Genomic DNA, 12,575 nt, shown 5'->3' with positions numbered 1-12,575 from the left:
CGTCTCGAAGGACGAGGAAACCTTCATTCCGCGTCCTGGAGCTCGCCCTCGTGCTTTTAAGACGGCTCCTGCGGAGCCTCCTCGGCATGAGGGCGAGGTAGCGCCAGGCCCCTATCGCTTCGCCGCGCAGGCGCCCTCGCCTCGAGCCGCTAGCGCAGAGAACAAGGCCGCGTCGGAGTCGACGCCCGCATTATCGGCCGTCAGCAGCTTCTCGCCGTAGAAAATCGAGTTGGCGCCGGCCACGAGACACAGGATCTGCGCCTCGCGCGAAAGGCTCGAGCGGCCCGCCGACAGGCGCACCCGCGACTTGGGCATGAGGATGCGCGTCGTCGCGATCATGCGCACGAGCTCCAGCGAATCGACGGGCGGCCGGCCGGCGAGCGGCGTGCCTTCGATCGCGGCGAGCGCGTTGATCGGCACGCTCTCGGGATGCGGATCGAAGGAGGCCAGCACTTGCAGCATATGGGCGCGGTCGCGCACGCTCTCGCCCATGCCGATGATGCCGCCGCAGCACATTTCGATGCCGGCGCGCCGCACGGCGGCGAGCGTCTGCAGGCGATCCTCATAAGTGCGGGTGGTGACGATCTCGCCGTAGAATTCCGGCCCGGTGTCGAGATTGTGATTATAGGCGGTGAGACCCGCCTCCACGAGCGACTTCGCCTGCCCGTCGTCGAGCATTCCGAGGGTGACGCAGGCCTCCATGCCGAGCGCGCGCACGCCGCGCACCATTTGGAGCACGGCCTCGAAACGCTCGCCCCTGGGCGCCTGCCGCCAGGCCGCGCCCATGCAGAAGCGATCGGCCCCCGCCTCCCGCGCGCGCGCGGCGGCGCCGAGCACCTCGTCCACCTGCATCAGCTCGACGCGGTCGAGCTTGACCTCGCGGTGATGCGCCGATTGCGAGCAATAGGAGCAATTCTCCGGACAGCCGCCGGTCTTGATGCTGAGCAGCGCCGCCTTCTGCACGTCATTGGGATCGAAGAAGCGGCTGTGCAGCGCGCTCGCCCGCGCGACGAGCTCGAGCAGAGGCGAATCATGGATGGCGACGATCTCCTCCAGCGTCCAGTCGTGACGGAGAGTGAAATCGGCGGGAGCGTTCATCGGGCGGCGCCTTCCTCGAGCGTTGCGGTTCAGCGGGGTTTTTTGGCGAGGCGGCGCTCGTTGCGCGTCAGCGGACGATCCGGCTCGTCGCCGCCGCCGAGGGCCGAGGGCCGCGCCTTGCGCTGGAGCGCGGGGTCGGTCCCGCGCAGAATGGCATAGACGACATAGGCGACGACGGCCAGATCGAAACCGGTGAGGCCGAGCGTGAACCAGGCCGGCGCGAACGCCGCGCCCGTGCCCAGATAATGGAACTGCAGATGCCAGAGCGGATGCAGCGCGAAGCCGACCGCCAGCCACCAGGGCGAGCCGATGAGGCCGAGCAGCGCGAAGGAGCCGAAGATGGCGAAGCCGGTCATCTCTATGCCGAACCAGGCCTTGGGATCGTCCGAGGCGAAGGAGAGGCCGACATAGAGCGCGGCGCAAGCGACGAGCCCATAGGCGAGCGCGCGGCGGGAGCCGGCCCGCGGATAACGCTCCGACCAGCGGGCGAGAAAGGCGAAAGCCGCGCCGAGCAGCGCGCCGACGGCGGCGGGGATCAGAATCGAGGACGCGTCTTCCATTCTCGTGAACTCGTGAGGTTACGGCCGCAGCGAGGTCTATAAGTCGGACGGGCGGGGCGGACAAGGGAGGGAGCGGGTCGGCGAGGATGCGGCGCGCATGGGGAAGCTTCCGCCAGCGGGGGAGAAAAACACGCTTTGCATAAAATGCTTGCCGCGGAATTCAGAAGACCTTTGCGACTGCCACGGCCGTTTCGCCCTCGCAATCTGTCAATAGTATGATAAAGTATGATCGCTCATTTGACAGGAGGCCGCCCATGGCCGAGATCGAACGGCTCACCATCACGCTGCCGACCGACATGGCCGCCGTAGTCAAAAGCGCCGTCGCCGATGGCGACTACGCCTCGACCAGCGAAGTCATCCGCGAAGCCATCCGTGATTGGAAAATCAAGCGCGCCTTACAGCTTCAGGAGCTGGCCGCGCTGAAGGCCGACATCGACAAAGGGCTCGCCGACGTCGCCGCAGGCCGCGTGAAGAAATTCGACGCCGACAGCATCATCGCGCGAGGGAGGAAACTATTGGCGAGCCGCTGTTTCTCCGCCTGACCGATGCGGCGGAAGCCGATCTCGCCGAAATCTGGGCTTATGTCGCCGCAGACTCGGAGGCGGCCGCGACGCGGTTGCTCGACAAGATCGAGACCACTTGCGCGGTCTTGCTCGACTTTCCCTCGGCAGGGACTTCGCGCGATCGACTGGCGCGCGGCCTGCGCGTGACGTTTCACCGCAGTTACGCGATCTACTATGCCGTCACCGCGACCGAGGTCATTATCGTGCGTGTGCTGCATGGCGCGCGGGACGCTGCCGCAATCGCGGAGCATGGGGGATTTTCGGCTCGATGATCGGCGCATGTGGTCCCGAATGTCGCCTTCGTATCGAAAGCCGAGCCTAGGGCGCCCATCCTCGCCCACACCGCCCCCCTCCAAAATCTGCTATAGCTGCCTTCACTTACCGCGCCTATCGGCGCCCCCGCCCGAGGATCGACGCCCCATATGCAAGTCGAAACAGACGCCGCCAATTTCAGCTCCTCCGCCCAGCTCGACGACCAGTCGCTGCTCGCCGACATTCGCCTGCTCGGCCGCCTGCTCGGCGATACGGTGCGCGAGCAGGAGGGCGTCGCCGCCTTCGAGCGCATAGAGACGATCCGCCGCCTCTCCGTCGCGGTGAGCCGCAATGGCGACCTCGAGGCCGACCACAAGCTCGAGGCGCTCTTGCGCTCGCTCTCGGCGAGCGAGGCCGTCACCGTCATCCGCGCCTTCAGCTATTTCTCCCATCTCGCCAATATCGCCGAGGACCTGCATCCGCTGCTCGGCGAAGAAGGCTCCGCCGAGCCGAGCCTCGCCAATACTTTCGCGCATCTGCGCAAGGCGTCGATCGGCCCCGGCAAGGTGGCTCAGGTGCTCTCCAACGGCTGGGTGTCGCCGGTGCTCACCGCCCATCCGACGGAAGTGCGGCGGAAAAGCCTGCTCGACGCCGAGCACGCCATCTCCGCGCTGCTGATCGCGCGCCAGCACGCGCGCGACAAGACGGAGCTCGCCCGCAACGAGCTGCAACTCCGCGCCCGCGTCTCGCAGCTCTGGCAGACCGAGCTGTTGCGGCAGGCGCGGCTCACCGTGCGCGACGAGATCGCCAACACGCTGAGCTACTACCGCAGCACCTTCCTGCGCCAGATTCCTCTGCTCTACGCCGAGATAGAGGAGCGGCTCGACGGCTTGCGCATTCCGCCCTTCCTGCGCATGGGCACCTGGGTCGGCGGCGACCGCGACGGCAATCCCAATGTGCGCGCCGATTCTCTCGCCAATGCGCTGCGCATGCAGAGCGAGACGGCGCTGCGCTTCTATCTCAACGAAGTGCATGAGCTCGGCGCCGAGCTCTCGATCTCGCGCCGCTACGCCGGCTGCAGCCAGGCGCTGGAGCAGCTCGCGGCGCGCTCTGGCGACGACAATCCGCATCGCGACGACGAGCCCTATCGCCGCGCGCTGATCGGCGTCTACGCGCGCCTCGCCGCGACGCTCGAGGAGCTGACCGGCCAGCAGGCGCAGCGCCACGCCGTGACGCCGGCGAATCCCTATCCCAATCCGCGCGCCTTCCTCGCCGATCTCGAGATCGTCGACGATTCGCTGCGCTGCCATCACAGCGAGGTGATCGCGACGCAGCGCCTCGAGCCCTTGATCCGCGCGGCGGAAGTCTTCGGCTTTCATCTCGCGACAGTGGATTTGCGGCAGAGCTCCGATCGTCACGAGCAGACGATCGCCGAGCTGCTGAAAGAGGCGCGCGTCGCGCCGGACTACGCCGCTCTCGCCGAGGACGAGAAGCGGCAATTGCTGCTGCGCCTCCTCGGCGATCCGCGCCCGGTGCGGCTCGTCGACGCCGACTATAGCGAGGATACGGCGAGCGAGCTCGCGATCTTCGAGCGCGCCGCCGAAATGCGCAAGACCTATGGCCACGAGTCGATCCGCCACTACATCGTCAGCCATACGGAGACGGTGAGCGATCTCTTGGAAGTGCTGCTGCTGCAGAAGGAATGCGGCATGATGCGCGGCACGCTCGATCCGCGCGACGCCGGACTCGTCGCCGCCGAACTCATCATCGTGCCGCTGTTCGAGACGATCGGCGATCTGCGCAACGCCGCCGGCATCATGCGCGACTTCTATGCGCTGCCGGGAATCGTCAAGCTCGTCACCAATTCGGGCGCGCAGCAGGACATCATGCTGGGCTATTCCGACAGCAACAAGGACGGCGGCATTCTCGCGAGCATATGGGAGCTCTATCGCGCCTCCACCGCGCTCGCGGAGTTCTTCGCGGGCCTGCCCTCCATCGCCATGCGCCTTTTCCATGGACGCGGCGGCACTGTGGGACGCGGCGGCGGCCCGAGCTATGACGCGATTCTCGCGCAGCCGCCGGGCACGGTGAACGGGCAGATCCGCCTGACCGAGCAAGGCGAGGTGATCGCCGCGAAATACGCCAATCCGCAGATCGGCCGCATCAATCTCGAGCTGCTCGTCGCCGCGACGCTCGAGGCGACCTTGCTCTCGCACAGCAAGTCGCCGCCGCCGGAATTCCTCGAGGTCGCGGAAAAGCTCGCGCAATGGGGCATGGACGCCTATCGCGGCCTCGTCTACGAGACGCCGGGCTTCGTCGATTATTTCTTCGCCTCGACGCCGATCTCCGAGATCGCCTCGCTCAACATCGGCTCGCGGCCGGCCTCGCGCAAGCCCTCGCGCAAGATCGAGGATCTGCGCGCCATTCCCTGGAGCTTCTCCTGGGGCCAGGCGCGCCTCGCCCTTCCCGGCTGGTATGGATTCGGCTCGGCGATCGCGCGCTTCCTCGACGGCGACGATGGCGTGAGGCTCGAATTGTTGAAGCGCATGTATCGCGAATGGCCCTTCTTCCGCACGCTGCTCTCCAATATCGACATGATCCTCTCCAAGACGGATCTCTCGATCGCGCGTCATTACGCCGGGCTGGCGCCGGACCAGACGCTGGCCGAGCGCATCTATGGCGAGATCGAAGCGGAATGGACGCGCGCCAATCGCGCGCTCGCCGACGTCACGGGATCGAGCCAGCGGCTCGCCGACAATCCGGCGCTCGCCCGCTCGCTGCATCACCGCTTCCCCTATATAGCGCCGCTCAACTATCTGCAGGTGGAGCTCATTCGCCGCTGGCGCGGCGGCCAGACCGGCGACGACATCCGCCAGGGCATATTGATGTCCATCAATGGCGTCGCCGCCGGCCTGCGCAATACGGGGTGACGCGCGCGCGTCAGCGCGCCATCGAGACGATCACCTTGCCGAATGGGCCTCGCCCGAGATGAGCGAAGGCTTTGGGCGCCTCGTCGAAACCATAGACGTGGTCGACGACCGGCGCGATGGCCAAGCGGTCGATCGCCTCGACGAGATCCTCGAAGGCGCGTCTGTGGCCGACGGCGACGCCTTGCAATATGGCCCGCCGCAGCATGAACGGCAGGGCCGGGAATTGGAGCGTCTCGCCCGCGAGCAGGCCGATCTGCGAGATGCGGCCTCCGCTCGCCAGGGCTTCCATCGAGCGGCGAAGATTGTCGCCGCCGATCGTCTCGAGAATATGGTTCACGCCCCGTCCGTCCGTCAAAGCGAGGACCGCAGCGGACCATTCGGGCGTCTGCGACGTGTCGACGCCATGATCGGCGCCGAGCGCCTCGACCCGGCGCAGCTTGGCGGCGTCTCGCGAGAGGACGATCGTCCTTGCTCCGAGCGCGCGCGCGATCTGCAGGCCGAACAGCGAGACGCCGCCCGTTCCCTGGATCAGCACGCTCTCGCCCGCCGCGAGGCGTCCTGTCTCCACCAGGGCGAACCAGGCGGTCAGCGCCGCGATGGGCAGCGTCGAGGCCTGCTCGTCCGAGAGCGAGGACGGCGAACGCACGGCGACCGTCTCGGGCAGCACGATGTAATCGGCGAGCGCGCCGGGCAGCGGACCGCCGAGCGATTCGCCGTAGCGGCACAGCGAGACGGGCGGCTCCCCGTCGATCCAGCGCGTCCAGAAATTCCCCATCACGCGATCGCCGACGCGAAAACGCGTCACGCCCGCGCCCGTCTCCACGACGGCGCCCGCGAAGTCCGAGACCGGCGTGAACGGCAAGGCGGGCGGCTCGGCGAGGAGTCGACCCTCCGCGACCAGGCTGTCGCGATAGTTCAGCGACACGGCCGCGACGCGGATCAGAAGCTCGCCCTCGCCGACGGGCGGAATCGGGATGTCGGCCCGTTCGAGATTGTCGACACCGAATTGGCGCAGACGCCAGACGCGCATCGAACCGCTCATGAGACTTTTCCTTTCGTCGGGCGGCCGCCGGGACGGCGGTCGCATCCGGCGAGGACTGTATTGACAATCGTCCTTCGCGCATGGCGCTCATTTGGACGAGCATTTCCGCGATATTGTCGTCAAAGGATCGATGGGATGAGCCTCGACCCGCGTTCGCATCTCTCCGGCGTCGCCGCTTTCGTCCATTCTGCGCAATCGGGAAGCTTCACGGCCGCCGCGGCGCAGATGGGCCTCTCGAAATCCGCTGTCGCCAAAACAGTCGGCCGGCTCGAGGAGAGACTCGGCGCGCGCCTCCTCGACCGCACGACGCGCAGCCTCGGACTGACCGCGGATGGGCGCGCCTATTACGAGAGCTGCCTGAAAGTCCTGGCCGAGCTCGAGAGCGCAGAGGCGCTTTTGGCGTCCCGGCGTCAGACGGTCGGCGGCCTGCTGCGCGTCAGCCTGCCGATCGCCTTCGGGCGGCTGTGGGTCATGCCGGCGCTTTTGGAGCTCGCGCGGCGCCATGCCGAGCTCGACCTCGACGTCTCCTTCACCGACCGCAATGTGCTGCTGGTGGAGGAAGGCGTCGATCTCGTCGTTCGGCTCGGCGAGCCCGGCGATCTCGCGACCCTCATCGGCCGCAAGCTCGGGACGCAGCGCGCGCTTCTTTGCGCCGCTCCCGCCTATCTCGACGCGCGCGGGCGGCCGAAAACGCCCGCCGAGATCGCCGGACATGATTGCATCGCCTTTTCGCGCGACGGCCGGACGTTTCCCTGGCGCCTGCGCGGAGAGGACGGCGCGGCGACCGAGATCGATGTTCGGCCGCGGCACAGGCTCGGCCATGGCGAAGCGCTGCGCGACGCGGCGCTGGCCGGCGCCGGCCTCGCGCTTCTGCCCCTCTGGCTCGTCGACCAAGATTTGAAGAGCGGACGGCTCGAATCGCTGCTCGCCGAGGCGACGGAGCCCGCGCCGATCCACGCTCTCTGGCCGCGCGCCAAGGATATGGCGCCGAAAGTCAGAACGGCGGTCGACGAGCTCCTGCGCCGTTTCGCGCCCGTTCCGCCCTGGGAGCAGCCCGGTCTCGAATGACGGATCGCCGGCGACGCCGCTCCGATTAGAGCGGGCCTGCGCCGCGACATGAGCGCCTCGTCCTGCACGGCGCAAGCTCATTCATTGCACAAATAGTCGTATTCAGATGCTGCGCGCGGCGAGCTTGCGCTCCCAGTCGAGCGCCTGACGCACGATGGTCTCGAGATCGTCGTAGCGGGGCGTCCAGCCGAGCCGCGAGCGGATGCGATCGTTGGCGGCGACGATCGCGGCCGGATCGCCCGGCCTGCGCCCGGCGAATTCGACCGGAAAATCGACGCCCGAGACGCGCTTGACCGTATCGATGACCTCGAGCACCGAGAAGCCATGCGCATAGCCGCAATTGCAGACGAGGCTCTCCCCTCCCCCGCGCAGATGGCGCAGCGCGTCGAGATGGGCGCGGGCGAGATCGGTGACATGGATATAGTCGCGCAGGCAGGTGCCGTCGGGCGTCGGATAATCGGTCCCGAACACCTGTATTCCGGGCCGCAGCCCCAGCGCCGCCTGCACCGCGACCTTGATGAGATGGGTGGCCCTCGGCGTCGACTGGCCGGAGCGGCCTTCGGGGTCGGCGCCCGCGACGTTGAAATAGCGCAGCGCTACATAGGAGAGGTCATGCGCCCGCGACACGTCCTCGAGCATCCACTCGACCATCAGCTTCGAGCGGCCATAGGGCGAGACCGGCTTCAGGCTCTCGTCCTCCGTCACCGGATTGCGCTCCGGATCGCCATAGACCGCCGCGGTCGAGGAGAAGATGAAACGCTTCACGCCCGCCGCCACGGCGCCCGCCAGCAGCGCCCGCGCTTTCGCCGTATTGTTCAGATAATAGCCGAGCGGATCGGCGACGGAGTCGGGCACCACGATCTTGGCGGCGAAATGGATGATCGATTCGATCGCATGGCGGGCGAAGAGGTCGCGCAGCAGCGCTTCGTCGCCGAAATCGCCGACAATGAGCGGAACCTGCTCCGGGACCGCCCAACGAAACCCCGTGGAGAGGTCGTCCAGCACGACGACGTCTTCGCCCGAATCGAGCAGATCGAGCGTCATATGGCTTCCGATATAGCCGGCGCCGCCGGTCACGAGAATGGTCATTCCGCGCAATTCCTGCTCGAAGCTTCCTCACGGGAAATTAACGGGCAATGGTTAAGGACGAATTCTGACCCGGCGTGGACTGGGCGCTCGTCCGTCGCCATTGCGGGGAAAATCGATTTCGACTTTTCCGAAATTCGGCTCGGGCGTCGCGATCTCGCGCTCGGGTCACACTCGCTCCGAATGGACTAAACATGAGCAAACCTATTCGCAAGGCTGTTTTCCCCGTCGCAGGTCTCGGCACGCGTTTCCTTCCCGCCACCAAGGCGGTTCCGAAGGAAATGCTCACCGTCGTCGATCGCCCCGTGCTCCAGCATGTGGTGGACGAGGCGCGCGAGGCCGGCGTGGAACATTTCATTTTCGTGACGGGGCGCAACAAGGGCGTCATCGAGGATCATTTCGACATCGCCTATGAGCTCGAGGACACGCTGAAGAAGCGCGGCAAGGTGAAGGAATATGAGGCGCTCGTCGCCGATCTGCCGGCCGCCGGCGCGACCAGCTTCACCCGCCAGCAGGCGCCGCTCGGGCTCGGCCACGCAGTCTGGTGCGCGCGCGAGATCGTCGGCGACGAGCCCTTCGCCGTGCTGCTGCCGGATATGGTGACGCTCGGCAATGGGCCGAAAAAGAGCCGCTGCCTCGCCCAGGCCGTGGAGGCCTATGAGAGGCACGGCGGCAATATCATAGCGGTGGAGGAAGTGCCGCCGGAGGAGACGCACCAATATGGCGTCGTCTCGGTGGGCGCGGATTTCGGCGCGAGCTTCGAGATCACCGGCATGGTGGAGAAGCCGCCGCGCGGAACCGCGCCGAGCAATCTGATGATCTCCGGACGCTATATTCTGCAGCCCGAGATATTCGACATTCTGGCCAAGGGCGAGAAGGGCGCGGGCGGCGAGATTCAGCTCACCGACGGAATGGTGGCGCTGAGCGCGTCGCAGGCCTTCCACGGCGTGCGTTTCGACGGCAAGACCTATGACACGGGCTCGAAGCTCGGCTTTTTGGCCGCCAATCTCGCCTTCGGCCTGGCGCGTCAGGACATAGCCGATGGGCTCAAGTCGGAGATCGCCAAGCTGCTCGGCTGATCGTAGGCCCCCTCCCCGCTCGGCGTCGCTCAGGCGACGCGAGGGCGGGGCTGTCGTCTCTCCTGTCGAAGAATTGCCTTTGTCGCCTTGATTTCCGCGCTTCCTAGTGCAACTATTGCATCTCATTTCGAGGTCGCGTCGTGCCGACATTGCAACAATTCGGCGCCGTCTACATCCGCATGTACGCCGACGATCACCGCCCGCCGCATTTTCACATTGTCTCGACCACTTTCGAGGTTTTGATCGCGCTGGACGGCCTCGAGGTCATCGCCGGCCGGGCGAAGCCCGCGCAGATCGCGGAGGCCTTGGAGTGGGCGCAGCGGAACGGGGACAAGACTCGCAGCCGAATGGGCGCGGCTCAACGAACGGGGTTGAAATGCCGAGGAAGGTTTTGCCGCGCATCGTGGCCGTGAAGGTCGATGGCCGCAAGCCGTGGACGCTGCGGCTCGAATGGAACAACGGAGAGTCGAGCAGAGTCGACGTGTCGGGCCACATCGGCGCCTACAAGCTCTACCAGCCGCTTCGCCAAGCTCCAGAATTGTTCAAGTCGGCTCGGCTCGGCGACCTCGGGACCGATATCGTCTGGTCGGACGAGATCGATATGAGCGCGGACACCCTTTGGCGGCTCGCGCAGGAACAGGCCGGCGCCACAATGTCGGCCGGCGAATTCAAGAGCTGGCGAGAGCGGCGGGCCTACACGCTCGACACGGCCGCCCGAGCCCTCGGAATCGGCCGGCGGATGGTCGCCTACTACGAGCAGGGCGAGAAGCCGATTCCTCGCGTCGTCGCGCTCGCGACCCGCGCGCTGGACGCGGACGGCCAGCGCCTATCGCGTCAGAAGGTCGAGGTATCGGCGGGAGGCGGCGCCCATGCGAAGCCGAGGGCGAAACCGGGGAAAGGCCGAGCGCCAAAGGCCGCGATGCGAAAGAAGGCGTGAGAAAAGTCGCCCGGCCGGCGCCTTTCTGAAACGATCACGCCAAAGAGGGCGCCCCGAAAGCCGCTTTACCCCTTCCGCTTGGGCCGCAGGCGGATGATCACGTCGCAGCCGACGATCTCCATGCCCTCCGGCGGCGCTGGGAGCTTGGCGAATTCGACGGAGCCGTCCGCCACGTCGAACATGCGCTTGCTCACCTCGTCCATGAAGTGATGGTGCGGCGCGGTGCGCGTGTGGAAATAGGTGCGCGGGCCCTGCACGGCGATCTCTCGCAACAGGCCGGCGTCGGCGAATTGATTGAGCGTGTTGTAGACGGTCGAGAGCGACATCTGCAGCCCGGCCTCGCGCGCTTCGGCGTGCAGCGCCTCGGCGCTCACATGGCGGTCGCCATTGCCATAGAGCAGCTTGCTGAGCGAGATGCGCTGAGAGGTGGGGCGAAGGCCGGCCGCTCTCAGCTTGGCCTTCAGCTCATGCTCGTCCTTTATGGGGCCGGGCTTTTTTCCGAGCTGGATCGGCGCACGAAAACTCGTAATCATGGGTTGATGCGTCATTTCCGTTCGCCTCAAGTCCTATCCTGTTCGCGGCTCCATGTGGAAGTCGAGACATGACGATTGAAAACGCAGCGCAGCGAAGTGTCAAACAAAATGGCCAAAAGTGTAAAGATTCCAAAGAATGGCCAAGCTCGGGGACAAAATTGCGACAAGGTTTCGCTCACGCCCGCGCCAGTCGCCGCGAAGCATGCAGAACATTGCCGGCCGTTTTCCTACTCTTTGTCCTGACGGCTTTTTCCAGTCCTTTCGCGGTGGCGCGGGAAAGCGCCGTTGGTTCTGATCTCGACCATTTCCTGCAGCGACTTTGGCCCGCCGCGCGCCAAGCCGGCGTCGCGCGCGAGATTTTCGATTCCGCCGTCGCCGGCCTGACGCCGGAGCCAGGATTGCTGCGGCGCCCACAGGCTCAATCCGAATTCACGATTTCCATCCCCTCCTATGTCGCCGACGCGGTCGCGCCGGCTCGCATCGCGCGCGGCCGCGCGATCGCGGGCGAGCTCGCCGGCCCGCTCGCGACGCTCGAGGGGCGCAGCGGCGTTTCCCCGGAAGTCGCGCTCGCCATATTGGGCGTGGAAAGCAATTTCGGTTCCGCGACCGGCGGCGCGGACACTCTGCGCGTGCTGGCGACTTTGGCCTATGCCGGCCACAGGGGCGCGATTTTCGCGGATGAATTCGTCGCGGCGCTCGTCATGCTGCAGAGAGGCGATGTGACGCGCGCGCGGCTGCGCGGCTCCTGGGCTGGCGCGATGGGCCAGCCGCAATTCCTCCCCTCCGCCTATCTGAAATATGCGACGAGCTATGCCGGCGACGCCGCGCCGGACATTTGGACGAATCGCCTCGATTCGCTCGCCTCCATCGCCAATTTCCTGAAATTCTCGGGCTGGGACCCGCGCCTGCCTTGGGGTCTCGAGGTCGTCCTGCCGAAAGGCTTCGACTACGCCGAATTCGACCTCGATTTCGCGCAATGGCGGGCGCTCGGCGTCGCGCCCGCGGATGACGCGGCGCTGCCGGCGAGCGGGCCGGCGAGCCTCTATCTGCCCGCCGGCGCGGCCGGGCCGGCCTTTCTCATCACCGATAATTTCGAGGTGATCCGCAAATACAACACGTCCGACGCCTATGCGCTGGCGATCGGCCTGCTCGCCGACCGAATCGCCGGACGGCCGACGCCGATCGCGCCCTGGCCGAAAAAGATCGCAGCGCTCTCGACCGCTGATTGCAAGGAGATGCAGCGCCTGCTCGCCGAGCGCGGCTTCTATCGCGGCGCGATCGACGGCAAGCTCGGCCGCACCAGCCGCAACGCCGTGCACGCCTTTCAGCTGAGCGAAGGCGTGCGGCCGGCGGACGGCTTCGCGACGAAAGAGGTTTTGGAGAGATTGCGAAAATAGTGAGTAGCGAGTGGTGAGTAGAGAGAACGC

At 66.3% G+C, this 12,575-nt stretch carries 13 protein-coding genes; 8 read left to right on the top strand and 5 right to left on the bottom strand.

Going from position 1 to position 12,575, the window contains the following annotated elements; all coding sequences use genetic code 11:
- Positions 1 to 111: 111 nt before the first annotated feature.
- Together bioB and Mspo_RS09800 are read right to left on the bottom strand one after the other, a co-directional pair.
- Entirely contained in the window at positions 112 to 1,098 is a 987-nt protein-coding gene (gene bioB, locus Mspo_RS09805; RefSeq protein WP_159729238.1) for a biotin synthase BioB, read from the bottom strand.
- Between the two features lie 29 nt (positions 1,099 to 1,127).
- Entirely contained in the window at positions 1,128 to 1,658 is a 531-nt protein-coding gene (locus Mspo_RS09800) for a hypothetical protein (RefSeq protein ID WP_159729236.1), read from the bottom strand.
- A gap of 254 nt (positions 1,659 to 1,912) precedes the next feature.
- On the opposite strand from Mspo_RS09800, the gene Mspo_RS09795 reads away from it, so the two are divergent.
- From Mspo_RS09795 to ppc, 3 genes are all read left to right on the top strand, one after another.
- Positions 1,913 to 2,200, top strand: a complete 288-nt coding sequence (locus Mspo_RS09795) for a type II toxin-antitoxin system ParD family antitoxin (RefSeq protein ID WP_159729234.1) — start codon at positions 1,913 to 1,915, stop codon at positions 2,198 to 2,200.
- Entirely contained in the window at positions 2,134 to 2,493 is a 360-nt protein-coding gene (locus Mspo_RS19885; protein WP_244613306.1) for a type II toxin-antitoxin system RelE/ParE family toxin, read from the top strand. The genes Mspo_RS09795 and Mspo_RS19885 overlap by 67 nt, the downstream gene beginning before the upstream one ends.
- Before the next feature lie 150 nt (positions 2,494 to 2,643).
- On the top strand, positions 2,644 to 5,403 hold the full coding sequence (gene ppc / locus Mspo_RS09785) for a phosphoenolpyruvate carboxylase (protein WP_159729230.1): 2,760 nt from the start codon (positions 2,644 to 2,646) through the stop codon (positions 5,401 to 5,403).
- A 10-nt stretch (positions 5,404 to 5,413) separates the two neighbouring features.
- Here ppc and Mspo_RS09780 read toward each other — a convergent pair whose 3' ends face one another.
- Positions 5,414 to 6,445 carry an NAD(P)-dependent alcohol dehydrogenase gene (locus Mspo_RS09780; protein WP_159729228.1) on the bottom strand — a complete coding sequence of 344 codons (1,032 nt, stop codon included), beginning with the start codon at positions 6,443 to 6,445 and terminating at the stop codon, positions 5,414 to 5,416.
- Positions 6,446 to 6,580: 135 nt separating this feature from the next.
- Between Mspo_RS09780 and Mspo_RS09775 the strand changes: the two genes are divergently transcribed.
- Complete coding sequence (locus Mspo_RS09775; protein WP_159729226.1) at positions 6,581 to 7,513, top strand: LysR family transcriptional regulator; 933 nt, start codon at positions 6,581 to 6,583, stop codon at positions 7,511 to 7,513.
- Positions 7,514 to 7,615: 102 nt separating this feature from the next.
- Here Mspo_RS09775 and galE read toward each other — a convergent pair whose 3' ends face one another.
- Positions 7,616 to 8,602: a UDP-glucose 4-epimerase GalE gene (gene galE, locus Mspo_RS09770; protein WP_159729224.1), complete on the bottom strand. Its 987-nt coding sequence runs from the start codon at positions 8,600 to 8,602 to the stop codon at positions 7,616 to 7,618.
- Between the two features lie 191 nt (positions 8,603 to 8,793).
- Here galE and Mspo_RS09765 point away from each other — a divergent pair, with 191 nt between their 5' ends.
- From Mspo_RS09765 to Mspo_RS09755, 3 genes are all read left to right on the top strand, one after another.
- Positions 8,794 to 9,678: a UTP--glucose-1-phosphate uridylyltransferase gene (locus tag Mspo_RS09765; protein ID WP_159729222.1), complete on the top strand. Its 885-nt coding sequence runs from the start codon at positions 8,794 to 8,796 to the stop codon at positions 9,676 to 9,678.
- 179 nt (positions 9,679 to 9,857) lie between these two features.
- Complete coding sequence (locus tag Mspo_RS20270; protein ID WP_368854806.1) at positions 9,858 to 10,091, top strand: DUF4160 domain-containing protein; 234 nt, start codon at positions 9,858 to 9,860, stop codon at positions 10,089 to 10,091.
- Positions 10,055 to 10,615, top strand: coding sequence for a DUF2442 domain-containing protein (locus tag Mspo_RS09755; RefSeq protein ID WP_159729218.1), 561 nt, complete (start codon positions 10,055 to 10,057; stop codon positions 10,613 to 10,615). The genes Mspo_RS20270 and Mspo_RS09755 overlap by 37 nt, the downstream gene beginning before the upstream one ends.
- A gap of 65 nt (positions 10,616 to 10,680) precedes the next feature.
- Here Mspo_RS09755 and irrA read toward each other — a convergent pair whose 3' ends face one another.
- Entirely contained in the window at positions 10,681 to 11,163 is a 483-nt protein-coding gene (gene irrA, locus Mspo_RS09750) for an iron response transcriptional regulator IrrA (protein WP_159729216.1), read from the bottom strand.
- Positions 11,164 to 11,360: 197 nt separating this feature from the next.
- Between irrA and Mspo_RS09745 the strand changes: the two genes are divergently transcribed.
- A complete protein-coding gene (locus Mspo_RS09745) occupies positions 11,361 to 12,545 on the top strand; it encodes a lytic murein transglycosylase (RefSeq protein ID WP_244613295.1) in 1,185 nt (394 codons plus the stop codon).
- The last annotated feature ends 30 nt before the right edge of the window (positions 12,546 to 12,575 follow it).

It is taken from the genome of Methylosinus sp. Ce-a6 (genome assembly GCF_009811655.1).
Classification (GTDB): domain Bacteria; phylum Pseudomonadota; class Alphaproteobacteria; order Rhizobiales; family Beijerinckiaceae; genus Methylosinus.
Note: the sequence above shows the minus strand (reverse complement) of the source record. Positions and strands in the feature narration are given on the sequence as shown.